This window comes from Nostoc sp. LEGE 12447, from assembly GCF_015206985.1.
Lineage (GTDB): Bacteria > Cyanobacteriota > Cyanobacteriia > Cyanobacteriales > Nostocaceae > Nostoc.
Genome location: NZ_JADEXT010000004.1, coordinates 56246 through 82867, shown reverse-complemented (window position 1 = coordinate 82867; position 26622 = coordinate 56246). Strand labels below are relative to the sequence as shown.

At 41.3% G+C, this 26622-nt stretch carries 22 protein-coding genes and 1 pseudogene; 10 read left to right on the top strand and 13 right to left on the bottom strand.

What is annotated here, in order from left to right; all coding sequences use genetic code 11:
* Positions 1-27 precede the first annotated feature (27 nt).
* From IQ274_RS07120 to IQ274_RS07080, 9 genes are all read right to left on the bottom strand, one after another.
* The gene (locus tag IQ274_RS07120; protein WP_194141816.1) at positions 28-1434 is read right to left on the bottom strand and encodes a Dyp-type peroxidase; all 1407 of its coding nucleotides are present in this window, start codon (positions 1432-1434) and stop codon (positions 28-30) included.
* A gap of 362 nt (positions 1435-1796) precedes the next feature.
* Entirely contained in the window at positions 1797-2249 is a 453-nt protein-coding gene (locus IQ274_RS07115; RefSeq protein WP_163929412.1) for a hypothetical protein, read from the bottom strand.
* Between the two features lie 631 nt (positions 2250-2880).
* Positions 2881-3267, bottom strand: coding sequence for a protealysin inhibitor emfourin (locus IQ274_RS07110; RefSeq protein WP_228058080.1), 387 nt, complete (start codon positions 3265-3267; stop codon positions 2881-2883).
* Positions 3268-3335: 68 nt separating this feature from the next.
* Positions 3336-3611: a hypothetical protein gene (locus IQ274_RS07105; protein ID WP_194141815.1), complete on the bottom strand. Its 276-nt coding sequence runs from the start codon at positions 3609-3611 to the stop codon at positions 3336-3338.
* A gap of 12 nt (positions 3612-3623) precedes the next feature.
* Positions 3624-5057, bottom strand: coding sequence for a hypothetical protein (locus IQ274_RS07100; protein WP_194141814.1), 1434 nt, complete (start codon positions 5055-5057; stop codon positions 3624-3626).
* A gap of 931 nt (positions 5058-5988) precedes the next feature.
* Positions 5989-7641, bottom strand: coding sequence for an alpha/beta hydrolase (locus IQ274_RS07095; protein WP_194141813.1), 1653 nt, complete (start codon positions 7639-7641; stop codon positions 5989-5991).
* Positions 7642-7764: 123 nt separating this feature from the next.
* Positions 7765-9366 carry a flavin monoamine oxidase family protein gene (locus tag IQ274_RS07090; protein WP_194141812.1) on the bottom strand — a complete coding sequence of 534 codons (1602 nt, stop codon included), beginning with the start codon at positions 9364-9366 and terminating at the stop codon, positions 7765-7767.
* 28 nt (positions 9367-9394) lie between these two features.
* Positions 9395-11314 carry a thiamine pyrophosphate-binding protein gene (locus IQ274_RS07085; RefSeq protein ID WP_194141811.1) on the bottom strand — a complete coding sequence of 640 codons (1920 nt, stop codon included), beginning with the start codon at positions 11312-11314 and terminating at the stop codon, positions 9395-9397.
* Between the two features lie 36 nt (positions 11315-11350).
* Positions 11351-13270: a S9 family peptidase gene (locus tag IQ274_RS07080; protein ID WP_194141810.1), complete on the bottom strand. Its 1920-nt coding sequence runs from the start codon at positions 13268-13270 to the stop codon at positions 11351-11353.
* A 391-nt stretch (positions 13271-13661) separates the two neighbouring features.
* Between IQ274_RS07080 and IQ274_RS07075 the strand changes: the two genes are divergently transcribed.
* The 6 genes from IQ274_RS07075 to IQ274_RS07050 all read left to right on the top strand — a co-directional run bounded on the left by IQ274_RS07075 (position 13662) and on the right by IQ274_RS07050 (position 21844).
* Complete coding sequence (locus IQ274_RS07075) at positions 13662-14009, top strand: hypothetical protein (RefSeq protein ID WP_194141809.1); 348 nt, start codon at positions 13662-13664, stop codon at positions 14007-14009.
* Between the two features lie 672 nt (positions 14010-14681).
* Entirely contained in the window at positions 14682-16046 is a 1365-nt protein-coding gene (locus tag IQ274_RS07070) for a hypothetical protein (protein ID WP_194141808.1), read from the top strand.
* Between the two features lie 377 nt (positions 16047-16423).
* Positions 16424-16822, top strand: coding sequence for a protealysin inhibitor emfourin (locus tag IQ274_RS07065; protein WP_228058079.1), 399 nt, complete (start codon positions 16424-16426; stop codon positions 16820-16822).
* Between the two features lie 140 nt (positions 16823-16962).
* A complete protein-coding gene (locus tag IQ274_RS07060) occupies positions 16963-18858 on the top strand; it encodes a M20/M25/M40 family metallo-hydrolase (RefSeq protein ID WP_194141807.1) in 1896 nt (631 codons plus the stop codon).
* 249 nt (positions 18859-19107) lie between these two features.
* The gene (locus IQ274_RS07055) at positions 19108-21099 is read left to right on the top strand and encodes a M36 family metallopeptidase (RefSeq protein WP_194141806.1); all 1992 of its coding nucleotides are present in this window, start codon (positions 19108-19110) and stop codon (positions 21097-21099) included.
* 208 nt (positions 21100-21307) lie between these two features.
* A complete protein-coding gene (locus tag IQ274_RS07050; protein ID WP_194141805.1) occupies positions 21308-21844 on the top strand; it encodes a hypothetical protein in 537 nt (178 codons plus the stop codon).
* A gap of 374 nt (positions 21845-22218) precedes the next feature.
* Here the strand turns inward: IQ274_RS07050 and IQ274_RS07045 are convergent, their stop codons facing one another.
* From IQ274_RS07045 to IQ274_RS07035, 3 genes are all read right to left on the bottom strand, one after another.
* Positions 22219-22545 carry an alternative oxidase gene (locus IQ274_RS07045; protein WP_228058078.1) on the bottom strand — a complete coding sequence of 109 codons (327 nt, stop codon included), beginning with the start codon at positions 22543-22545 and terminating at the stop codon, positions 22219-22221.
* Positions 22546-22608: 63 nt separating this feature from the next.
* Positions 22609-22959 carry a cupin domain-containing protein gene (locus IQ274_RS07040; RefSeq protein WP_163929422.1) on the bottom strand — a complete coding sequence of 117 codons (351 nt, stop codon included), beginning with the start codon at positions 22957-22959 and terminating at the stop codon, positions 22609-22611.
* Between the two features lie 73 nt (positions 22960-23032).
* Positions 23033-23515, bottom strand: a complete 483-nt coding sequence (locus IQ274_RS07035) for a transposase (RefSeq protein ID WP_163929423.1) — start codon at positions 23513-23515, stop codon at positions 23033-23035.
* 753 nt (positions 23516-24268) lie between these two features.
* On the opposite strand from IQ274_RS07035, the gene IQ274_RS07030 reads away from it, so the two are divergent.
* From IQ274_RS07030 to IQ274_RS07020, 3 genes and pseudogenes are all read left to right on the top strand, one after another.
* Positions 24269-24394, top strand: a complete 126-nt coding sequence (locus tag IQ274_RS07030; RefSeq protein WP_322745215.1) for a hypothetical protein — start codon at positions 24269-24271, stop codon at positions 24392-24394.
* Positions 24395-24508: 114 nt separating this feature from the next.
* Positions 24509-24858, top strand: a pseudogene (locus tag IQ274_RS37960) (winged helix-turn-helix domain-containing protein).
* A 9-nt stretch (positions 24859-24867) separates the two neighbouring features.
* Positions 24868-25548, top strand: a complete 681-nt coding sequence (locus tag IQ274_RS07020) for an SDR family oxidoreductase (protein WP_163929424.1) — start codon at positions 24868-24870, stop codon at positions 25546-25548.
* Between the two features lie 10 nt (positions 25549-25558).
* On the opposite strand, the gene IQ274_RS36355 is transcribed toward IQ274_RS07020, so the two are convergent.
* A complete protein-coding gene (locus IQ274_RS36355; protein ID WP_228058076.1) occupies positions 25559-25750 on the bottom strand; it encodes a hypothetical protein in 192 nt (63 codons plus the stop codon).
* Positions 25751-25966: 216 nt separating this feature from the next.
* On the opposite strand from IQ274_RS36355, the gene IQ274_RS07010 reads away from it, so the two are divergent.
* Positions 25967-26167, top strand: a complete 201-nt coding sequence (locus tag IQ274_RS07010; protein ID WP_175586673.1) for a hypothetical protein — start codon at positions 25967-25969, stop codon at positions 26165-26167.
* Positions 26168-26622: the final 455 nt, after the last annotated feature.

The following is a 26622-nucleotide window of genomic DNA, read 5'->3' as shown; positions in this document are numbered from 1 at the left end:
ACGAAGACTATAAATTTTCTACGCGACTTACTTAGTTGAATAACTAGCTATGTGTTGCAACGCGGTAATACTAGGTATAAAACAGTAAGCTCCTCCTTTGGTTGTAATGAATCGATCAAAACCCGTCAACTTGATTGAGGGGTTGTCTGGGGAGACGGGAATATCGAATTGACCACTTTTATTGTCATTAGCACCAATCAGGGGAGCTTTAGCATCTGTAGGTAGACCAGCAAAATCTCCTTTATTCACCCACTCTTCCATGACAAATTCAAATTGACGTTTGAGATTCACACAGATGAATAGACCTAGCAATCCCCTTTCAATGCCATCATTAGGAGAGTTAGGATTATAAAGAGACCCATAGGGAATTCCCCTACGGATGAGTCTGTGAATATTTGTTACCCCTTGTATTTTTGCCGCACGAGGATTTGTGCGTCGTATATGTGAACCAATCGGACATTTATATCCTTGTGGATCATCAGAATAATCAAAATTATTAAATTGTTCGTAAATAATTGGTTCTTTAGGAGGGGTTAGTTGATCAGCATCTGGAGAAAGGTCTAGAGGGACACCATTGCGCCATCGGCCACACATTTTAGCTGCCAGTTTGTCTGAATCAATTTTATCTTTTTGCTCTTGGAGAAACTTTTCAAAGCCAGCTACATCTTGTTCCAGGACTCGAAAAGCAGCAAAACTACCATTCAAGCCCAACTCCGGAGGTGTCGGTACGTAGTAAGGAGCTTTTTCATCATCCAGCAGGATAAACTCATAAGCAGGAATAATAGGTTGGGGGTCGAGGAATTTTGAAAGTCCACGCTTTGTAGGAACACCTTCTATTTTCGGCTGTGAAATTCCATCTTTGTAACCAAAATGAACTATATCGCTAGGTTGGCCTTTCTCATCAGGAAGTTTAGCTCCATCAAAGCAAGATAATTCTTTAAGTGCGTCTCCTTCTTTAAAGAGCGATCGCAGTTTATCCGATTGCTGCTCTAACACCTTACTATCTTGAGCATAGAGCGAGAGCAAAACATGAGTATTAGATGTTCCTAATCCACCTTTCCATTTGTCAGGGGCACTCTCTCCAATATCACCTACTTGAGTTGCTTGAGCAATAGCACCTTGTCTAAATGATTTGTAGTTGGAACCGGAAAAGGATTTACCAATATCTGCAACAATTTGGAGAGCGTTTAAACCTTCAAAAGTAAATCCAATATTTAAGCAATAACTCGGTTTTATGTCCCACCATGCAGCAGTGGTGATCTGAGGAATTGATTCATCAATACCGCTGACCAAGCTACCAATAAATTTCTTTGCGGCCTTCGCTTCTTTAATGTATAGAACAAAATGTCGCACATTGTTCATGTTATAGCCACGGATAATATAACCCTGGATATCACTAAAGTTAAGCTGCGTTAGAGTTTTTTCATTTGTCATAGATTTTCTCAATTTCAGAAGTAGGATGTTTGACAAATGGAGAATTATTGCGTTAAACTTGGCGACAAAAAAGTTTACATATTCTGCCTTTTTGCTCAGTCCGGCTCTAAATAAAAGCGTTGCCAAATAGAACTTCTCAGATTAATCAAGTACAACTTACTCTAGGGGTGTGATTGCCACTAAAGTAAGTTTTAGTTTAAAGGATGTTTGAAAAGTCCTCTTATCGGTATCAAAAGTTTAGATACTTCTAAATTACCCGATTAATTGGGGGACTTTGATTCCGGTGCCCCGCGATTTATCGAAGGGTTAGGGGGGATCTAAAAGTTCATAAAGTCACATTGAAACACTTTCCAGATAACCTCTTAGGAGTTAGACGCAAGCTGACGAATTTTAACCACACTTAAAGTAGGGTAAGCACTATACCAAACTTTTACTGGCTGATTATATTTTTTTATATAATCAGCAAAAGCTTCGGAGTCTTTTTGGACTGGAATTAACCCTTCAGCATTTTCTAAATGCACTAACACTGCATTGAAAAAGTCACTAACTACTGCAACAAAGTCATCAACATATTTCTTAAAATCTCCGTCATAGGCAGTAAAGAGTGCAAATTTAGCATAATACTCTTCCCCTGATTCTGGCGTAACTTTTTCGAGGAACATAAAACGCCCAAAATGCACTGTACCAATCTGATCTAGTGCTGTTCCAAAAGTCCCAGTTTCTAAAATTTCCTTTAGGGCTTTATAGTTTTCTGGCACTGGGGCCTTAATTGGGGCAACAAAGCTTAATGGACTTTGTTCTGGTTTAGTACTCATGATCATAACTCCTTAGTATTTTTATAACTGAACGCGGGTATTGCTTGTTGTGGCTATGTTCACTTGAGGTTAAGCCGGATACGGAAAGTGACAAAAATTTTATTTATCATTTCATCAATTTTCCCAGTTATTGATGTCATCTTGAAATTTGCTTTAGTTTTTATTAGTAAATTAAGATGCATTTTTCCTGACCTTTTAAGTGGACATACAAGGCAAAGTTTTGGCTATTTAATGGTCTGCTTATTTACACCGTACTGTACTAGACAGTAAAGGGCTAATACCGAACTTTTCCAGCACCATGTCGGAGGTCTCCAGTGCGCCTTCAACCCAAACCTGAGCGTCTGAATAGGCTTCACCGCAGATGTAGAGTGAGCAATCAGTGCCGAGCGGTTGGATAAATTGTGCATGGTTCAGATTACTGGGGTATGCTTTACTCATGTTGCTCTCTCGGTGCTGTGTATATATCTATTCACAGCTTATACCAAGAGAGTTTTTTTACAAACTGACCGACTTTTCAAACCCCCTCTAAGAAATATTTCCCCATACCAAAGCAATATTTATCTCATCTATAAAGTCAAAATCAACTTACAAATTAGTAAAAAGGATATATCAGTTGTAAAAATCATAATTTTTAGTATTCTAAATCTCTTACCCACTTTATTAGCGGCTGCAACTCTCTTGTGACTGCTTCTTCATTAACTACGACTGTATGACGTTGACCATTCTTTTCTACTATAATCTTGTATTTAAAACGGTCAGGATGGGGCGGCTTAGAGTTTATGTTTGTAGGTAAATTAAAAAAGTCAGCATTATGAATCAGTTGACGTAATTGATTGGCTTTATCTATAGGTAGATTAGCAGTATTAACAATCTTTGTTGTAGTTATTCCTGCAAAGCCACCAGTACGTTCGAGAGTAATTTGTATTATTTCATTCACTGCCGGATATGCTGCTAATTGCAGTTTAAAAATGATACAAAGGCAAAGAAAAACTATAAGAAGTGTACGCTGCCATTTCATCCTGTGCGATATTTTTGGCGGATAAAGGAGAAGTTTTGAAACTTCCCCTTTATTATGAATAAATAAGACTAAAATGCTGAGAATCGTCGCCTCTGAATTTTTGGCAACTTTTCATCATTTTCTTCAACAATTTCGTGGGTTACACTGGGTGGAAGTTTCCCATCCTGCGATCTTGCCGCTTCTTGTCTAAAAAGAATGTCTCTCACATACTTCTCCTCAGAAGGGTGCATGATTATTAATTCTTCCTCAGTCAAGTTTTTTTGCTCTACGATATCTATTTTTTGTTTGATTTTGTTGTGACCAATCTTTACTTTCAAAGACTCCTCTGCTGTGTTGTCTTGCATATTGAAAATCCCTTAAAGACTCTCACTTCTATGACATCTACATCTTAGCCCACAATCGAACAGCTGCCTCCTGAGAATAAAGTTTCCATTTTCTTGCTCTAGCTTGTGGGTTTTTCTTTTAGGAACTCCAGATATAGGCCCCCTCATAGTAAAAGAAGCAATATGTGTGCTTTGGATCTCAACATTGTCTTGCTGGAAAAGATCTTCTACAAAGGAGCGTGCAGCGTCTATAGCAGAGGGTGTAGCCATCTCCTCTCTATTTACAACAGCTGCGTTAATATGAAACCTTCTAGGTTGAGTTGGAGGATAAACTATAATTGTCTCCACTTCAAGACCAAATTCTGCACCAGCAACAGCTGCTTGAGTAAGTTCCATTAGCTGGTTATCTGCGCTTGAGATCATGGATCTTTGTAGACGAGTCACCTCTCTAGCTGCCTGAAGTGAGAAAATACCATGCTTCACAAATGCAGTCTTCAGCGATTCCGTGTACTTGCCATTATTTCTGTTACTATCTGCTTCAATCATGTGAGCTGCAACTTGGATAAAATAGTCAGAAACAATTGGCGCAGCTAAAATTCCATCAATCAAAAGTTGACCTATAACTTGGCTAATTTGCAATAGATCTCCCTCATTAGGTGAGGGATTCAAGGTCAACAACATATTACACAAAGCTTCAAAAAAAGCACCAGTAAATATACGGGAGAAAGAATGTGGTTCTGATGATATTGAGGAAGCCGGAGACGTTGGAGGTAAAGTTTCAGGTTTTTGATAAAAGAAAGAATTTACGGCATTACGTAAACAGTCAAAATCTGCACTCTCTGAACCGTATTTCAATCTGATAGCCCAGCCCAATTGTTCTGCTAGTCGAGACAGACGCGAAGATAAATATTGTCCATTTGTCTGTGAGATTACTTCTTCTCGTATAGATTTAAGTTGCAAAGCCGAAAGGATACTACTTATGTCACCAAAAGACTCATGTAATGCAGCAACCTCAATACTCATAGTATTCCATAATTGAGGTCGTATAGCATCAAGTACCGCATGTCCTAATTCATGACAAATTATGTCTGGACTTTCTCCTGAGTAAACTGTTGTTCCATTAACTCTGTCGTGAAAAAAGTTAAGTGCATTGCGATCATAATAGGCATTTAAATCAACACCTTCATCAAGCTTAATATGTAATTTTTCTCCAACTTCTTGTTCCCATTTTATTGAAGGAGGTAAAATAGCTCTCCAAAAATTAATTCCTCGTTGCAATGCTGCTGCTGCATTCCAGTACATGAATTCTTTTGTTTTTGGCTCATAAAGTTCTGGTTCAGGCTTAGTATCTTCAATTTCAACCGGAAGAGGTTGGTCATCTATATTAGGTATTAGTACCTCGATTAAATGGGTTACAGAACCTTTAGACATTGGATCATCTTCCCATTCATTTATTTTGTTGCCCATGACTTTATCCTCATTAAACTCTTAAAGCACTACACTACAAATTATGCAGATTCTTTACTAGCCTGGAAATAACTAAACTTAAATACTTACAACTAATGGTAATTATAAAAAAGGCAAAAGAAGTAAGCTGAATTGCTTTTGTTGCTAGTAATTAATTATCTGCTGATTACAGGAAAAAACACAGTTTCTGGGTTTTAAAAGTTGCAATGGCAGAGAATAGTTAACTTTACTTAAACCAAGCAAATTTAACCATCGCTTACGTAAAACGGATGACAGTTGTTAGCCAATGAACACTCATTGCACTGATAAGCGCATTTGAACTCTCATCTCTAATAAACAGCATTTCCAATATGCTGAAGCTAATGGCTTGAGGTGATTCATTAGTCGTGTTCGTCAGCGCGTAGAAGTGCTTTCACCAAAATTCAAAAAACTGGATATAATTCTGAATTCTTAGTTAATAAAACTGTAAATGGCTTTGGTGTACATATTGGTGGCAATATTGCATCTCAACACGCTACGTTTATTACTTTGTCGCCGTTTTGGTTTTAATGTTATAAACTTTCCACTCTTAAATTCTTTAGTTAATATTAAGAAGCGTAAGTTTTTAAATGCTTCCTACCAGCTGCTTCCTACCAAGGCAAACGCATCTAAAGTATAAGAATCCCTTAATAGCAAGGGTTTCAGCGTTTTATAATTTAGCCTATTTTTTCATCGATATTCCTATACACCAAGGGTTTCAGGTTTTGTGTGCGTTCGCCCTGTGCTTCCTACTATGTTGTTTCAACAGTTAAATTGCTTCTTCAGTCAAAAGTTGTATTTTTAGCTTAAACATAGTATTTCTTTAGATGTAGTTGGTGTTGAGCCGAGATGTGACCAAACATCTGCAAGATACTATATATATTGAATGTATTGAATGGCACTAAGATAAGCTCTAAGAGAATGGATTATCGGGAGAAAGGACAACTTGAATTTTCTTCTCTTGACATACTTGATCAAGGGTTTTTGGATGTAGTGATGTGCGTAGTTTAGTAAATCCGGCAAAAGCAAGACGATAGATTAGGTCTTTACCAAATTTCCCTTGAAAATAACCACCATGAGTATCCACACCAACCTTAGAATTAAAGGTATTTAGGACGTAAGCAAAGAAAAGTTTGCCATAATCAAGCAAGTTGAGAGAAGGTTTACTAACTGCTAGGCTAACAATACCTTTATAGCAACTTGTTAGATCGTTATAGTCAGAATAGTCAGTGCAGTCATAGTAGCTAAAGCGATTAGTTACATCATTGGGATTTTTGGCAACCCAAGGATAGAAAGGCTGCTCTTCTAACTCCCTATGTTCAGCGTTTGAAGAGCGGATTTCAAGATGCTTGAATGGAAGATTTAAGCAAGGACCCAGATTGTTGATGATCCCATATTGTGGAGAGAAACCTAACTTGTCTTTATAGTTTTTGAAGTGTTTCACTGTCAGATTACCAAGACGGTAGCCGCTAAAGCGAGTCTTGGCTGGAAAGCTAAAGTAGTTCGCGGCAGTAGACGCTAGTCTCAGTGCAAGATCTCCTTCATTAGTGAATACGTGCGCCTCTTTAACACGTCGGATTGCTGAACGCAAAAAGTTTGAACGTCGAGGAATAACTGACTCTACAGGAATGTCGGGAGCAACAAGAACAAGCCTTTCAAGTTGGAAAATTCGCCCAATCTCATTAGTTGGTCGTTTCCCAGTTTGATAAGTGTTGAGAGTACCAATTGATAGAGGGTCAAAGGCATCGGAAAGAATGCGAATGGCATTAGTTATTACTGAGCAGCCTAGACTATGCCCTAGAAAACTCAATTTTACTTTATTATTTGGGTTATGCTGTAAGATAACACGATCAAGTTGCCTGACTAGCTCTACCAAATCAGGAGTTCCAAAATAAGCAGATCGATAAGTATCTCGAAAGTAGACTATCAACCTCAATATAATTAGAGTAAGAATGAGTGAGGTTATAATAGTAGTTAATCCAAAGGAAAAAACTAAAAAGTTTGTATAAAAATTCAGTAAAATAGTTAACAATAGTAAACTAATTAATAGACCAAGAAAAAAAATATTTTTTGGCAGAACAGGTAAAGCTTCAAATGCATGAACGATACTAAGTATTAGATGATCTATAAAATTTTCTGAAGGCCATCGATAGCCAATAAAGATAAGATTTCTTTTCCTAGTAGTAGAATCAGCATTAATATAATGGTGAATATCTTCATACCAAGCTCGTACACTATTAAATTTATTATTAAATCCATGTACTGCAATGACAATTTCAGGATCATTTGTTTGAAGCTCCGATAGTCTTACAGCAATCTCTTGAAGACAAGATTCAGTCTGCCCAACCAAATTTTCAGCCCTTGCTTCAGGAGAATTTGCACTCAAATTTAGATTGGCTAAAAGTGATTTATACTCGTCATCTTCAGCATTATCTGTTGCTGTACTGATAGCAATATAGCCAAGAATTTCATCCTCCACATTTAATGGTCTAAACTTGTCGATGATGATGAGGGGGATTTGTCTATTGGAGCTGTCTATTTGGGTATTTTGAATTTCATTTATCATCTTTGTCACCTAATTTTTTCAAAATCATCTCAAATGCTGCATTACTATGACTTAATTCTGTTAGCACAGTGAAGGAGCTAAATATTTTTCCCAATTCCGATTTATTATTTGGATTGACAAAATTTACATACTAGACAGTAAGGGGCTAATACCGAACTTTTCCAGCACCATGTCGGACGTTTGCAGTGCACCTTCAACCCAACCCTGAGCGTCTGAATAAGCTTCACCACAGATGTAGAGAGAGCAATCAGTGCCGAGCGGTTGGATAATTTGTTGCTTCACCTCCCAACTTTTTACACCGATATTCCAACTATTCCATCCACCGCCAAACGGGTCATCACCCCAGTCGCGGAATGCGGCGTTCTGCACATCCGGTGTATAGTTGAGACCGTGGATGATCCCAAGCTGGCGTGCCACCTCCTCAACCATCGGTGCCGGTGCCACGTATTTGTCCCATTCGCTGTTAGACTGTTGCTTGCTTGACCCCAGGTATGGATTTTTCACTAATTCCGCAACCTGCCGACGCGCTTGCCAAGCCTGATGTCGTTGTGGGCGGAGACCGTCCCAAAAGCCGATGTCTGTGCCATCATCATAACTTGCCATCAGCATCGATGGCCCCTCGGTGGCTGGTTTGCCGTCGTCCTTGGGCCAGTAATAGGTTTGCCGCACTGGCAGGTCTGTGACTGTTCGTCCAGACTCAACTGGAATGAACTTACCATCGTCCGTGTAGCCTGCTGCACGCCACCACGGGTTAGTATAGGTTGTGAAGAGCTTGAAGAGTGGGCGCGGTGTGACGCTAGTGATGAGGTGCTGAATCTCCAGCAGAGGCGGACTTGTGGGCACAAGCAGATCGAGTGAGCGGCGCGGCATAGCGAGGATCAATGATTTTGTAGCGATCGTTTCTCCTTGGATGCTCAGTTCAAATGTGTCGTTTTTCCAATCGAAGCCGTCGAGCCTAGTATTAAGCCGAATTTCGCCACCAGCTTTGGAGAAAAGCTGCGCTAATGATTTGGGTACCTCCTGAAATCCTTTCTTAAAACCCTTGTATTGCGGGTCAATGCCAAAATCGGAGAGATACCAGGGAATTGCATCAGCGGCATTCCAGTTAGTGAGTGTTGAGTTGTAGCCGCCAGCATCGATGCCGAGCTCGTAAGCTTCGCCGCTGATGATGCGTATTAGCACGTTCCAAAAGCCTTGTTTCCATAACGGTGTTCCGGCAAAACTCGCGTTATGCACCATCTCTCGGCGTTGAGATTCAGTAAGCTTTGGATTTGTGATTCCCGGTACAATCTGCTCAATCGCATTGATGATGATGCTGCCTGCTGTACCACCACGTTCCAGAAACGAGAGATGATACGGCACTTTATCCGGTTTGATAATGAAATCGGAAAGCCGGAGATAGACACCACGGAGATAGGCGATGTTTTGTGGTTGATCGACCGGAAAATCATACAACTCAATCTGCTGCTCTAGTGGGAGGACTTTATTAAGCTCTCCGATGAGCTTTGCGATCAGTGGTTGCACTGCTGGGAGGATACGCATCCCCCCAAGTTCCGCAACCATGTTTGAAATATCGGGCGGGCGCACTGAGAGCAAACGCCCCCCAATATAATCGCTCCCCTCGAAGACAACGATATTTTGATCTGGGTAGGCTTGTTTGAGCCGCCACGCACTATAGACGCCTGATACACCACCACCGACGATCGCAATATCGATTTCTGCCATGATTTGTCATCCTCTATTGGTATTTGGTTTAAAAAATAATCGGAACATTCACCGCTGCGCCAGGAGCCTGCGTCCGCAAAAATGATTTTTCCACCTGACGATGAAAAAAGTTGAGTGGCGGTTGTGCGGTATAGCGTGCAGACATCTGCTGGGTCAATGGCGTTGAGAGCGTGTCTTTGGCAGTTCGTACATCGAGGATATACGAGCGCCGGGTCTCCAATACATAATCAATGCCGCGCCCTACAGCAGAACTAACGTCCTGGGAAGTCTCTACAATCTCACCATCTTGACCACCGAAGGCCCTCGCCAGAGCTACAAAGTCGAGTTTTGGCCTCTCAATTCGCAGATACTCAGGGTCATTAGTCTTCGGTTTCCAGCCATAGCCAGGTGCAGAGCTATATGCAGCGACTACCTGTTGCAGTCCGCTTTGCAGTGTTTGGTATTCCTGATTGTTCGTAATGATATAGAGTATGCCGAGTTCGCGGTGTGCCGCAGTCCACCAAGTTTGCGGATAAAACAGCGATGAGCCGTCACCGACGGCGTTAACGACCAGGCGCGTCTCGATGCCTTGCCAACCAAAGCTTTCGAGTTTAATTCCCAGAGAAGCAGGCATTGACCAGCCGAGGGAGCCGCCAGCTACGCAATAGTAGCTAATAGGTGTGGCCCCATCATTGCCAAGTGGAAGAAAATACTGGAACGGTGCTGGATCGGAGACTGCCTCATGGACGTACACAAACTGTTTCTCCAGACCGCGCTCCTGAATCGCCTCGCGGAGCGCGTCAGCAATGACAACAGCCCAAATCTCATCTTTTGTAAGTGCTAGTTCCAAATATTGTTGCCACTGTTGATGTCGCTGGACATTGAGTTGTCGCAGATTCTCGTTGCGCTTTACCGCCTCTGCCGGGGGATTCTGACGAACAAGGTTATTGATCAGTGGGAGTGTTGTTTTGATATCGCCGAGAATTCCCACCTGGCTATAAGAGTTCTTGCCGATGTCCCAGGTGTTATTCGTCAAATAAATCTGCTGAACAGTGGGGGGAATCAGAGGACCGTCGGAATACTTGAAAACTGTAATCTGAGCTTGAAGACCGAAGCCGCAGAAAAAGGCAACATCATGATCCTGAAATACTTGCTGCATTCCTAATTGGGTACCAGGGAGTTCTCCCTGCCAATGGAAGTCATCATTGGGGAAATTCGCCACGCTACTGAAGGTCTGGAGTAGTACTGGTGCGCCCAGGAGTTCCGCGAGTTCCTGTAACTCTGGCCAAGCATTAGCATAGCCAACTGCATCACCAGCAATGATAATCGGGTTTCTTGCTTCTGCCAGCAGCAAAGCCGCTTGCTGGATTGTTGATGAGTCACCAGTGAAATGGGGCGATATCTGCGTGATCCCTGGAATACGATCTTCGGCATCAATGTGGCGCATTGTAAATTCCCACGGGATGGCGACCATCACTGGACCGTTAGGCGGCGCGATCGCCTCTTTGAACGCACGCTGTAAAACCAGCCCAATTTCCTCGGGTGTCCGAACCTCATGTGCCCATTTCGTATACTGCCGTGCCAGATCAACGAGGTTTGAGGCCAAGAGTGGCTCTTGTGTTACTAACTCATTTTGCTGCTGGCAACAAAGTATTACTAAGGGGACATGCGATCGCCAGGCGTTGAAAAGATTACCGATGCTATGAGCGATACCCGGTGTAACGTGGACAACAACAACGCCTGGTTTGCCGCTCATCCGTGCCGAACCCATCGCTGCACCGATGGCGATGTTTTCATGTAAACATTCAATGTATTGGACTTCATTTTCTGGATATGATGTGCCATCAATAATTGGAATTTCATTTGTACCTGGTACACCAAAAATGTAGTGAATGCCTATCTCACGCAGAATGTCGAAGATGTAGTCGCGAGTCCAGCGTTCTGGGTGTTGTATAGTCTTATTTGTCATATTTTATTATGTGGATTATGCCAAAACGGTAATAAATCAAAAACGCAAACCTGATTTTGTCAGCCATAAATCGAAGAAATACAGCTCCGCTTCTAAAGCACGCTTAATATTTTCTGCCTGCCGAAAGCCGTGCTGTTCGCCGTCAAAGAGAAAATAACCTACGGGAATATTTTTACCCCGCAACGCCTCGACAATTTTCTCCGTTTGGTTGGGAGGAACAATTCGATCTTCATTGCCTTGAAAAAATATCAGGGGCGAAGAGAGTTTGTCAGCATGATGCACAGGAGAGCGTTCTTCATAGAGGTCACGTCGATCTGGATAAGGGCCAATTAACCATTCGAGATAGTGCGACTCAAATTTGTGCGTATCCCGAACCAAAAGCTCTAAATCACTAACGCCATAAAAACTGGCTCCTGTTTTAAAGAAATTGCGAAACGTTAAGGCGCTTAATGTTGTATATCCACCAGCACTTCCTCCTGTTATAGCTATCCGTTGGCTATCAACTAAATTTTTTTGAATGAGATACTTCGCTGCATTGATACAGTCATCAATATCAATAATTCCCCATTTTCCTTTCAGGCGATCGCGGTACTCCCTACCGAATCCAGTGCTACCACCATAGTTAACGTCAAGAATTGCGATCCCTCGACTTGTCCAAAATTGTTTTGACAAATTTAAAGTATCGTCAGATGCTGCGGTAGGACCACCATGACACATCACTAATAGAGGAGGTTTACTTCCAGCAGATGCAATATACTCAGGATTTTTGGGAGGGTAAAAAAAGGCGTGTGCTGTCAACTCTTTCTCGGTGGGGAACTCAATAGCTTCAGAAGTAGAAAAATAAGGTTGCCATTGCTGGTTTTCTTGAGTAGACCGACGTAGGATTTCGACTTCGTAAGTCTTTAAGTCAATCTGAACTAACGCTGAGGTCATAGTGGGTGAACCTGCAATAGCCACAACCTTTTCGGGTGTGGCATGAAGAGCTGTGAAATAAGTAAACGGTGTATCGATAGGCTTAAGCAAACCCGTCAAGAGGTCAATGATTCCTAGTATCCACCTTCCTCCTTTTGCATAAGTGCAGACGATATGGTTGGCAGATACAAATGCATAGGTAGAAGTTCCAAACTGCCAAGGAGGCTGACCGAACTCAGCCTCATCCAAAAGAACTGGTTCAACTTTGCCATTCACAAATTTATAGAGGTTCCAGTAACCGCTCCGGTCAGAAATGAAGTAGAGTAAACCATCCGGCGACCACTTTGGTTGTAATATTGATTCTGTTGAACCACCTGCAACTTTTTGTGAGTTCTCCAGTTTCCCCTCATCTGTGCAATTAGCAATCCACAATTCTGTGGCTACCCAAGGCATATTTGGATGGTTCCAGGTTAGCCAGGCAATTTGCTTACCATCATGAGTCAGTCGAGGAGATGAATAGAAATCATTACCTTGAACTAGAGACTCCAATTTCCTACTGTCCGCAACCGCAACCGCAACCGCAACAATAGAATTGACAGGCTCACCGAGTTCATTTGTGTGATCTTCTTGGATGCAGATAATTCGATTCCGAGCCACGTCGTAATCACCATCTGCGTATCGCTTTTTCTCATCAGGTGTCAATGGCTGGGGGGTGTCTATATTAGTTTGTCGATAAATCCGTTGATCGTTGAAGTTTGAGAAATATATAACTCCGTCCTTCACAACAAAAGCACCACCTCCATATTCGTGGACTAGTGTTCTAGCACTGAAACCCTTTGGAGTAATATCGACAATTTCGCCATTGGCAGTTCGTCTGACAATTACATATCGACCTTTTTCTGATGGTCGTGACTCGATCCAATAAACGTCCTTGCCATCTAACGCTACTTCTTGAATATTAATCGTTTCAGCAACGATAGCGTCAGCAGTAATAGGAGACTTCCAGAATCCATAGGGGGATTCCAGGGGTTGTGGCAAATCCATACTTGTAATTACTTATAGTATTTTTAACAAAAATTGCTGGGAAGTATCTCCCCATAGCAAATGTCGGATAACAATTTATTTGTCGTGTTATGAAATTAATGTCGTTAAACTTTTAAATTGATGTAATTTCCATCCCAGCTATGTTGTAGCACTTTGGATTCCTTAGAACAACGGCAGGTAAAAAAGACTTATGCTGCGTATAATGGGCTAATGCTTGATATTGCGTAACTTGACAGGGTGCATTGTAGAGCGGCACTAATGTGTTAACAACGACAAATAATTTGTTATTCTACAAAAGAACAAGCTCAATACATAGTTACTAATATTTTCAAGATTATCTGAATGCTATAAAAGTGAATGTAATAGTATAAACTTCTTTACAAAACGCGATGTGCGACTTATTCCCGCATTTCTCACAAGCCCTGCGATGGCTACGCCCGCCGCAGGCATCGCACTTTTCATAATCCTTACCCAGAATATGTTTCGGGCATTTTTAGCAGTTTATTTGTTGATGCAGTGTGAAAAACCAGAATCTAGATTGTATAAGGCTTTGAGAATTCTGGTGAGAAATCCGGGTATTGTTTCGTTACAAAAGGCTGGTGTACGAATGATTGAAAAGAAAAATCCCACAATCCTCATCTGGAGAGAGAAAATCGTCACCGTGACTGGAATGAGGGAAAGATGCTTTCTATTGAAGAGTTTATCGTTGCCGTATTTTGTTGTATTGACAACTTGCTAATTGAAATCACCTAAATCTACCCAATAAAGAGACGAGGTTTGTCTTAATTAGTCTCATTTTCAGCAATACTATACCTTTGGCTTACTTATCGTCTAACTTTAGTTAGAGGATTAACTATTTGAGCTTATCATAATGAAATCATGTATCGAAACATGATTCAGATATCAAATACCCAATTTTTTAAGACTAGACATCTCCAGAAATGATATGAAGGCGAACAACCCTTCGCCCCCAATACGGTTCGGTTAAAGGTATTGGTTTTGAATACATCCTTTACCCAATACCTGCAAGGCCATTCCCCAGACCACACTCGATTGTGAAAAATGCTTATCCGAACCGTATTACGTTCGCCCCTACTAAGGATTTTGAGCAACGCAGAATCAATTATTCGGGATGTCTACTTAATAACTATTGGGAATTCAGAATGTTGCTCGATGAATGGGATAGCTTTCAGTCTTAAAGTTTTTCTATCTAACTGTGAGAATTCAATTACGGGCTTAACAATAGTTTTGGTTATACTACTTATTTAGCTCCTAATTTTAATAGATAAAACTAGGATTTAGATATCTCTAGAGATATGAAAAATCTTAGCTGAAGCTAATCACTAACTACTACAGAACCAATACTTGATAATGCTTAAAAAAGCATAATGCCATATAAAGAGGGATAATTATGACCACTGAATCAGCGGCTAAACCAATCACTCACAAATTTGATAAATTCCAGACTCTTGCTACTGAAAAGGGAGCTGTTCGCGCTGTAGCAGAGAAAATGTTGGACTTGCCTGCACAAATAAATCCACCTATACTTGGTTCTCGCACGCGTATTTGGAAGCAAGATCCTTCTGTAACAGAACTAAAATTGCCAAGAACTGTTTATGTTCACACCGAAGTAAACGATGGGCCTAGTGACTCCCAAATTAGAATAAAGGGTGTTGTGCCTGTTCCTGCGGATGTTAATCGAGATTTTTTAACAGACCCTGCTGCAAATGTGGAAGCTTTCGACGCGGTACATACTTATACTGTCGTGCGTCAAGTTCTTACTTTCTACCAAAGAGTATTGAAGAAAAAGTTGAATTGGCAGTGGGGTCAAGATAATGGTGAGCAAGCAATCAATGTTTATCCTCATGCAGGAGAAACGGCAAATGCCTTTTATAGCCGTGAGGAAAAAGCTTTAAAGTTTTTCTATTTCACTCCCTTTAAAGATTCAAATTTAACCTCGAAAGTTTTTACTTGTCGTTCACTAGATATTGTTGCCCACGAAACTGGACATGCAATATTGGACTCGCTAAAGCCTGAATGGATCTTATGGGATGCGCCAGCACAAACAGGAGCTTTACACGAGTCATTTGGTGATTTGACATCCATCTTTTTGATTCTGTCTCAGTTGGATTTGGTCGAGTATATTGTCGCGGAGACGAAAGCAGATTTACATCAAAAGAATATATTGGCTGAACTAGCAGAGGAATTTGGACTGGCTTTTAACTTACGTAATGGGTTGCGAAATGCAGATAATAACTTAAAACTCAGTGAGGTTACTCCTGAGGTACATGACTTGTCTCAGGTATTTACAGGAGGAGTATTCGACACTTTGGCAGATTTGTTTACATCACGCAGAGATCCCTATGTGCAAGATAGTGCCGAAGTTCTCTACCAAACTGGGAAATATTTGGGTGAAGTTGTGCTGCGTGCTATCATTGAGTCCCCAAACACTAATGCCAGCTTTGCAGATGTGGCTAATGCCATGATTAGAATTGCTCAAACAGACGGCAATCACGATTACGCTAAATTTGTACAGAAAAACTTTGAATTTCGGGAAGTTTTGGGACCAAAAGCTTTTGGGACTCACATTGATTTATCCAATTTTGGTATGTATCCTAGTCGTCGTTGCGCTTGTGGGACAATGCAGCATCCACAATATAGACCAAAGGCTGCTCATTTGAATGGCATTAACACAGATGGAATGAATGGTCAAGACACCATAAGTGTAGGAGAGCAAAGAAGCACGGGAGAAAGAAGAAGCTCCACGAGTATCTGAGTCGAATGTCATGAACAAAAGCTGAAATCTTTACCAGGGCAGGGTGTAGGGAAGTTGTTGATTTGTAGGTATTATTTGGTTCTTAGTTTTTTCCTTTACATCCTTACCCCTTACGCCCGAAAACCAGCTATATTAAAGGTTTGTGTTTTTTAAGCGTGCCATTCGCATTTGAGCCAAAGGGATAAATTCTCTTCTTCCCCTCTGCTCCTCTCCAACCCTTACACTCATTACAGTACTTGCTTTTAGACTTAACTTAGTGCCATTCACTCCTCACTCCAATGGAAAAATGACAAGCAAGTTTAATTTCCCCTCTCTTTGAGAGGATGGCAAGGAAAAGAAGCAAGTGTGAAGTATAAAGTGTATGACCGCTCTCCTGTATGAAGCATTTATTTTTATATCTTTTGTCTTTCATCCTTCTTCTTTTTCTTGCTAATCAGCCAATAAGTGAGGCTTACTCAACTATGAAAGTTAAGTTCGTTCAGTCAGGAGGATACGCAGGCTTGAGAAGGGGTTGTGAAGTGGATACAAACTTACTTCCAAGCAACGAAGCGGCTAAGTTAAAGTCTTTAGTGGAACAAAGCGGCATTCTACAAAAAGCTAAAAGTAATCACGCGCCACATGCCCGCGACTTGTTTAACTACAACATTACTGTTGAAACAGCTGAGGGCGAGGAGTGCAATGTCTCATTTGATGACTTGAGCTTACCTGAAGGTATACAACCATTGCTTAACTATCTCCAAAGTTGTGCGTATCCACTTACGCCTAATGTGAATTAGGAAAAAAGGCAATCTTTGTCATAGTGGATGATTTGTATCAAAAGCAAGTAAAAAGTTTTTTAGCTTAAGTTTCTGTACGATTGCTACCAGAAAGCCTCATTTAATAAAGAGCATTGTAAATAATTTTGGGAAGTTAAATTATGAGTGAAAACACCCATAATGTTATTTTTTTTGACATAGGCGGTACTCTTGGATCTCCAAGAATTTCACCCTTTCCCTATCGCCTTGAAGGTTTAGATGTTTATCCTTATGTGCCTGATATACTACGGCAGTTGCGTGAGCGCAACAGTCGCATCGGAATCATATCGAATATCGGCGATGATAAACCCGAAAACGTAAAGAGAGTGCTGGAAAAGTGCCAAATTTATGATCTTTTCGATTCTGATCTAATCATTTATGGTGCAAAAAACTCTTCAGAAATCTTTCAGTTTACAGCACGTCAAGCAGGCCATTCTGATACTCCAAACCAGTGTCTATTTGTTGGTGAGGATAGTCATGAGCGAAGTTATGCAATACAAGCTGGTTGGCATGTAGTTCCACATCCTTGTCTAGTTTGGGACGTGCTCAATGGTAGCCATTTAAGGTATATTTGCATAACTGTCCCAAGCGATCGCAGTGAACAGGGATGGCAGCAAGTCATTAAATCTTTACCTGTTGTACCTTTGTATGTGACTGGTGACAAAGGAAATCAGGTTTATGCGATCGCCACAAGCCAAGCGGCGATGAGACTTGATGATTTGGGATTTGCAGTAGATCGCTTGGGTAGTGAAGACGATCCCCTGACTACAGAAGTTTATTTACTACGGGACGATCTTCAAAAAAGCACTGGCTTTCTCAACCCACAAGGAAGATCAACGGAATTTTTTGCTAATGATGAATCCTCTAAAATGGTTTTGGCTTCTTCAACCGAAGGTCTTTTCGTTGCCTTACCATCAGATCGCTCAGTAGAGGACTATCATTTTGAGAACGCCCAACACGGACATAATCTGAAACTGCTGCCCGATATTAGTTTGCTCGAACCATTTGGAGAAGGTAATAATGCAAAAACTGCTGGCTTTTTAACCTCCCCTACCACTGAGCCATCCTTAATTCAGGCTGAATTAGACAAATTTAAAGCCATTACACCCGACAAAATTCGCAGCCATGTAGAAAGGTATGCAGGGATCAAACCTCTCAATGAGCAGCAGAGAATTATCAAAAGCCGACATATTCACAGTCCAGATATGCCGTTGGTTACAGAAGCATTAGCACAAGACCTAAAAAGCATTGGGGGAGATATTTTTAGTGTCAGAATGAATCAGTTTGTCCACGAAGGACGGGAGTTATACAACGTCGAGGCAGAAATTCAAGGCAGTCAATCACAGGAGATAGTTCTAGTTACTGCCCATTTAGATTCTACTGCTGCCAGCGATAGGCCTTACGATGCCAAAAATGATCCTGCCCCCGGTGCCGATGATGATGCAAGTGGAGTTGCTGCTGTCTTAGGGCTTGCCGAGGTCATCAAAGAGCTTAATTCCCTTAACCCATCTAAGAGAACAATTCGCTTTGTCCTCTTTAATGCCGAGGAGCATGGCTTAGTTGGTAGCCAAGCTTACGCCAGAACGCAAGCGGCGATCTCTGCTCCCATTGTTGGCGTGTACCAGATGGACATGATTGGTTACAACATCGAAGCTCCTCGTTCCTTTGAAGTTCACGCTGGTTATGCTAAATGTGCCGACGTGCAGCAGCGATCGCTCGTTCTCGCCCAACGTCTTGAACGGCTAGTTTCTGTTCTTTCTCCCAGGCTAGAACATCCTCAAATCTATACCCAACCCGACCCTGCCGAGGGTAGGAGCGATCATGCAAGTTTCCACCAACGGGGCTACGCAGCTTGCATTACCTCTGAGGACTTTTTCGTTGGACCCGATCCAACATCACCCGAAGCTGAACCCAACATCAACTACCACCGCAAGGGAGATAAGTTTGTGGATTTTGACTATGCGGCTGATATTGCCCGCGTAGTTGGCGCTGCTGCATGGGTGACAGCAAATGCTTAATTTGGGATCAGCCCATAGAAGGTTATTAAAACCTAGTAGTCTGCCAACCCAAAAATGCGCTTGTGAGGTCTGGGGAAAGGGGAAAGGGGAAAGGGTAAGGGATTTAAAACCTTTACCCCTGCCCCTTATCCCCACTTCGTGGGGGCCCCCCCTTTCCCTTTACCCCGCCAAGTTCACTTGGCGAACTACTAGTTTTTCCCTTGTTCTTTAACTTCTGCTTTCTCATTACAAAAAGGTTAGGTATGCACAATGGTACATTCTATTGACCGTCGTAATTTCAGCACAAATCGTGCGACTCAAACGCGTATTGATGAACTCAGCGAATTTGCGTCATCTGTCTCTAATCAATTGCCTGGAGACCATACTGTTAGTGTCGCTTATTTGAATTCACTCACAGGTACGCCCAACACTCTCGTTTCAAACAATGCCCCAAGCACAGATGGATCGCTGATTGATCGAGCGTTAAACTTTGTCAGCCAGACTAGTGCTGCTTTCGGATTTGCTCCCAGCGAACCAGTAGAATTCGTCCCTGACCCGACCATTGAAACAACTAGTGCTGATAGTCGCGCGGTTCACTTACAACAAACCTATCGCGGTATTCCTGTCTTTCAGATGGTTCGTACTGTTCGCTTTTCTTCTAACCAGAAGATTAATGAAGTCGTCGGAAATAACGTTAATCTCCCAACCGGGATTAATATTGCGCCGCAAATTGATGTTACCCAAGCCGTAACAGCTGCTGCTGGGTATATCGCTAACCCCAATGAAACTGAGGAAATAACAGACGGTTGGGGACAGTCAATAACCCCTATCAGCGTGGACTTGTCCGATTACAACCCGCGAGTGCTAGTTACTTTTCCCATGCCGAGTCAACCGACAGTCTTGGATAAAGGGCCTTTTGCTGACTTGATTTCCGCTCATCTGGTTCTTTTTTATCAAAATCCTGAGACACGTCTCGGATGGTACGTGCAGATTACTCTGCCAGATTATCAAGATCAATACGAAGTTATTATCTCAGCCGATCAATCTAACCCAGACATTCTTTACTGTCAAAGCTTAATGAGAACGGTTGTGGAGGGCAATGTTTATACAGAAAATCCCAGGACTACCCCACGAAGAATGATTCGTTTTCCCAGAGACTTGAATGAGTATCCTGTTCCAGCCCCCCAACCTCTGCCTCCTCAATTCCCTGGTGACTGGTGTATTAACAACCAGTCCGTTGGCAATAATACGATCGCAGCTCTTTGGGAAGAAATATTTCCAGGACCGCAAGAACGTGAAATTCAAAAACTTCAGGGGCAGGGGGACAATGGTAATGTCGTGTTCAATCCTGACGACCCTGATGGAGATGAACAGAAGATATTAAACATCTTCTACTTCTGCAACTATATGCACGATTTCTTCTACCTGTTGGGTTTCAATGAAGCAGTTGGTAACTTTCAAAAGATAAATTTTACAGGGAAAGGAACTGCTGGCGATCCGGTGGATGCTCGCGCTTTTCTTGGTAGGGTTAGAGGAACAGCGAATATGTTTACCCCGCCAGATGGGCGAAGACCCATTATGAACATGGGATTGGTAGATTCTGCTGATCCTCCGCGGCATACTGCTTTTGATGCAGATGTAGTCTTTCATGAATTTGCTCATGGTGTGACTAATCGTTTAGTTGGTGGTCGAATGAATAGTCCACGAGGACTCCAACAGCCTCAAAGTCGGGGAATGGGTGAAGGCTGGGGTGACTATTTTGCTCTGACGATTCAAAATTTCGGTAAGCCAGTTGAGAAAGTTGTCATAGGCGATTGGGTGACTGATAATCCAGAAGGTATCCGTCACTTTCCTTACAATAGCAACTATCCTCATGACTTTGGCGATATTGGGACAGGGATCTACAACGAAGAACATAATATCGGTGAGATTTGGTGCGCCACATTAATGGAGATGAACCGCCAGATTGGGCAGGTATTAGGAGGCTCGCAAGAGCGCGGTCATCAGATTGGCTGGCAAATGGTCGTTGATGGATTAAAACTGTCTCCCTCTAATCCCAGTTTCCTAGATGAACGTGACGCAATACTCTGCGCACTCAATGACTTGCTTACGAAGGGACGCTTAACCAATCACGAACACGCTAAGGTAAGAAAAGCTGTTTGGACAGTCTTCGCTAAGTTTGGCATGGGGGCTAATGCTGATTGTTTTGGGGCTTCGCTCAATGGAATTGTTGAGGATACTAGTCTGCCCCCAGGCTTATAGATAAAGCGTAGGGGTAAAGGAGCATTTCCTGCCCCTACTCAATAAACCTCGACTTTATGCAATTACAAAATGTTCTTAGATTTCACCAAGTGCATCCCGTGCGGCTAACATATTTGTTTGTGACGCAACACTTTGGAGTTCCGCGATTGATGGAGTTCAGAGTCTTGAGATTTTCTGGAAAAATTTAGCTTACCTTCAATTGTAAAAAATGACCTTTAAATCGACAAAATTCAAATCAAAAATTTTGATTGTCTTGAGTTTGATTTTTATTCTCTTTATTAGTGTGATTTTGGCTAATAATCATGCCTTAGTAGTATATGTACCAGAAAAATTAAATACAAATCTTTTTTTAACTCATACATTTTATAATGAAACACGACATAACATGGTTAGTGCTGATTTTGGAGAGCAGTTTCAATTGAAAATTAGTGAAATTGCTAGTATAAACTCTGGAGAGGTTGAACTAACTTTACTAGACGTAACAGAAGATTCAAGATGTCCTTCCGATCTAAATTGTTTCTGGGCAGGACAAATACAAATTATTGTTAAAATTTTAGTAGATAAGAAAGATTTGGGAAAATCAAATTTGATTTACAATGCAAGCAGAAGGGATTTAGCTATCAAAAAAATTGATAATTATTTAATAGAGTTTATTAAGGCTGAACCTTATCCCAAGAGTAATCAAAAAATAGAACTTTCAGATTATGTTTTTACTTTAGTAGTTTCTTTACTAAAAGATAATTAAGGAAGGTGTAGAATAACAAATTATTTGTCGTACTGGGTTGACAACACGCAGTTTTTAAAAAAGCATTACCACTTTTTAAAAATTACAAAATTGTTGTGTTAACCCTGTTCTGTCACTTTCGGAAAACAATAATCGGAGCGAAACTCTGAAACTTTGATTTGATAAAGTTTTGAGCTTTTCTTTTCTAACAGAAACTAAAATTTATAGCCAAAAGCTGAAAAATAAAGCTCTCAAAGGCTTTCAGGCATTGGCTTCTCCCCAAGTGACAGAACAGGGTTAGCAGACCGCGAATTTTGTTCAGTTATACTGTTTCGCATCCTAGCCCTTTTTGTCCCACCGTAAGGGGTCGAGGACATCCAAGCGTGACTAGTTTTCTAAAACCTAATGATGTGCTTGTAGGGGATAGAGCTTTTTGTGCTTATCCGGGCAAGGTAGCGATTGTACCAGCGATCATTGCCACCGAGGGATTCGGCAATCAGCAGATGGTGCAGTTCATTCCAGAACTCTGCAAAATGCACTTTTAGCCAGTCAGATTTGCACCACCAGCCCATCGTTTCATAGAGGTGTAAAACGGAGGTGAAAGCAAAATAGGGTACACGGGCAACGGTTTCCAGTACAAAAAATCGTGCAAAGACGCGATCGCGACCCTGATAAAAAGTATTCAACAAGGCTTCCAAAAAATTAACGAGCAGTCGAATCATGATGTTTAGTGTCTTAGTTTTTTGAAGCGATATCCTGCATGAGCTAGAGTGAATGCGTCTAGGTCAATGTTTGGAGTTGGCAACCTGTTCAGAAAGCGTCAATAAAAAGGCGAGGTTAGTTGCTGCTTTAAGCGCGTGGCGTGCGTTGGCGGGTATAAAAGCAAAGACTCCAGATTCTAGAACAATCTCTTGATCTTCCAGCGTCAGCACGCCTTGTCCTTCAATCACATTCACAGTCGCATTGCGAGGATTGGTATGTTCTGCAATGGTCGATTCTGCCGCCAGAGACATCAGCGTATAGCGGCAGTTTCCATCTTCTAGCAGAACCTTACTTTTAGCTCCATGCTGGGGATACTCAATGATGTCCGCCCAACGAATTTTGGTTATCTTCAATGAGAGTATGCTTGTAGTCATGGGATGTTTCCTTTGTTGCAGAGAGATTAATTTGAGCGACAAAGACACTTATAGATTGAGTGTCTGTATTGAATTATGGAAAGACAATTTTGGCGATCGGCGCATGACCTAAGAAAATATAGGCAGCCGGTCTCAGCACACTTTCAGAATAGATAATCTTTTGAATGTCCAGGCTGGGCGCACGTTTGGCGGTGGCATTGTAGGTGGCGATTTCTCCTTTTAGGCTGAAATCGCTCTGAGTGAGGTAGTGGTCATTGTCGTGCATTCCCTGGAAAATAAAGTTATAGATGGGGTTAAGTCCCATCGTTGTGTCGTAATTATCGGGAGATACCCAGAGATGACTTTGCTTGATGTCAGTAAACATCTCTGCGGCATTGTTATAGCGCTCGTACCATGAGAATTCTAGATTGAGCGGGGTACTCTGAAACTCACCCCAGAGCCAATCACACAGTTCTGCGAGTGTTGCATCAGAAATTTCGGCAGGGTCGCCTTCCAGGTATAATTTGGCAAGGGTTTCGACCTGGGAAATTTTTGTGTTTCCTTGAATAGATGTCATATTATCTATTTCCTGTTTTTTTGATAACTCTGATTTCTAGCTTTATTGGTTGCTTTCAAATATTGCCTTTGCTTGCATAAGCTTTTGATACTTTTCTTCGCTGACTGTTGGGTATTTGAGGTTCAGTTCTTTTAAATGGATGGAACAGTGAAAGGACGGATCAAATCATCGAATTTTTCGATGGAAAATCGGTTCAAGAATGAATCACTGTGGCTATACTGATTCGGTCATACTCTTAAATCTCCCTTGTCAAGCCACGGTCTTAAGGTAAGTGCTGCCTTTACCTAATTGAGTTTGTAAATCGCTCAGGTGAACATCAACGTGAGTGATGCGATCGCTGAATCGGCTCAGGCTCTCTTCCACTACACCATTAACCTAAGTTGCTAGTGCTTCGTGACCTTCGATGTTATGGCCGGTATGGATTTGGATTTGCACGATGTTCTCCTGTTGTAATTGTGATTGGCTTAGTTTCGAGCCTTCAGGTTAATCTCACTTAAAGTAATCTGCAACTATTGCAACTAAGTATGTGGCGATCGCTTCCAGTAGGCGGTTACGCCATCGCAAAAAAAGTGAGGCTATCCTACCTGAACTTCCTCCTCAGTTTGAACCTTTGCTAAAGCCGCTTTTAGATTTGCTTCCTCGACCTCCGCAAAATCCCTTATTAGTTCCCTTGTTTTTCACTAGAACATAAAACATCGAATACTTCTTGTATCTTGCTAGGTAAATAAGTTCAATTTCATCTACCACTTTTGAATGTTTTATCAGGATCTGTATAATTTATACGATTTAGATATTGCAGTTGCAGCAGGTGGTATCAGTGGCTACGCTAAGGTTAATTCAAAAATCTCTGCTAGTGTGGCAGGGACGGCAATAGCTTAACTTCTTCCATTCTTGGACAAAAGGATCTTCCAATTGGGTAAATGTTTCGGGAATGTCAAGAGATTCCGTGTCAATACTGTTTTGCGGTTTCGACTCCTAATAAGCAGATAATAGATGGTTGAGAGTTCTCGCTGCGGAGGAACAGCGTTGAGAAACTTATCAGGTGATAAAGGCACAATCTTAGTAGTAGATGACGAAGCCAGCATCCGCCGAATTTTACAGACGCGGTTAGAAATGATTGGCTACAACGTAGTTACAGCCGGGAAAGATTTATTCGCGGTTAGAAATATTACAGCAATTGTGGGGTTTTGTACCAGAGATGAATACAGATACCCGTGTGGTAGATGTGCATATCTCACGATTGCGGACAAAGGTAGAATCAGACCCCAACAACCCAGAATTCATTATTACAGCAAGAGGTAGTGGTTATTTTTCCACGAATTATTGATTCAGAACAGGAATAGCAGAAAAATATGAGTAAGCTCATCTTAATTACAGGCATAAGTAAAGGTCTAGGTTATGCGATGACCGAGGGTTTTATTCAACAAGGGCATACTGTTATTGGTTGCGCCCGTTCATCAGATGCTATTGATAAAATACGCCAGAATTTTAGTGCGCCCAACGATTTCACTTCTGTAGATGTAGCAAATGAACAGCTTGTAAAAAAATGGGCACTAGACGTACTTCAAAAATATGAACCGCCAGATATATTAATTAATAATGCGGCAATTACTAATTATCCAGCACCTTTGTGGGAAATACCATCTGAAGAATTTTCTGATCTAATAGATATCAATATCAAAGGAGTAGCGAATATAATTCGCCATTTCGTACCAGCAATGGTGAAAAAGAAACGGGGTATTATTGTTAACTTTAGTTCCGGCTGGGGACGTTCGACTTCAGCCCAAGTTGCACCATACTGTGCTTCCAAGTGGGCAATCGAAGGATTAACTCGTTCTTTGGCACAAGAATTGCCAACTGGTATGGCTGCTATACCCCTCAATCCAGGTATTATTCATACAGATATGCTTTCTATTAGCTTTGGAGAAGAAGCTGCTAATTATACACCCGTGTCCGATTGGGTATTGAAAGCTGTTCCGTTTATTCTCAATTTAAAACCCAAAGATAACGGGATTCCCTTGACTATACATTAAAGAGTGAATCTCAATTGCGTAGGCGTAGCCAGTCGTAGACATCGTTGCCATTAGGAGCCGACAGTTGAATCATCTCAGTAAAACGTGAATACTTAACCGCATCGGTAGGGGGATAATCTGCCGACACTGCAAGTAACCCAATTTTGATATCCTCGAAATAAATCACACCCCCAATATGTCCATCAAGAAAGGAAAGCTCCATGAAATAAATGATATGGAGCTATGTAGATCAGCAAAAAGTCACTAATATTTATTGCCCTGCTAAACATCTGCTGACAAGTTTTTTGGAGGACAGCATCTAGATATTTATTATGGGCAGGCTCACCCAGGTCAGTAAATTCCGGCCAATCTGCAAAATGATCCATATAAAATAGCCAGATATCGGACAAGTCTGCGTCATTCGTCAGTTTTTGCTTAAGTGACTGCAATCGGTCGATATTCATATTGTGGCAAACAGACAGTACTGTTAAAAAGTTACCAATTATTTGTGCGTGAATGGGGGATTGTTGAGCCGGCTGGTGAATTAGCTGGTTTGCCTTTCCCTATTAATGCTCAGATGCTGCGGCATGGAACAGGTTATCCCAAGGCGAATAGAGGCGATGAAGTTTGTAGATGCTGAGTTATCATTGTCTACTCTTACACTTGTACACTTAACCGTATTTTCTCGTAATTTCTTTCAAAAATCAAATAGGATTCCTATCTTAAGAAGTTAATATAAAGCAGTCAATTTCCTATATGAAGGTTAGTTAAATATTTGCTCAACTGTCTTAACTGTCCACCTTATTATCTTCTTAACTGTCTTAACTGTCTTAACTGTCTTAACTGTCCACCTTATTATCTTCTTAACTGTCTTAACTGCTATTGCATTTTATTGACAAAACTGAGATTATTTAAAAGATTTAGGTTAAACAGACTAATTTCATAAATTTTGTACTTTAATACAACAATAATTTCTAAATATTATCTATAGTAAATTGATATAACAAAAAAAGGCTATTCCTGAATTAATTGATATAAAATAACAGCAAAATTTATATTTTGCAATATAAAACAGAGTAGTGTTTACAATAGTTT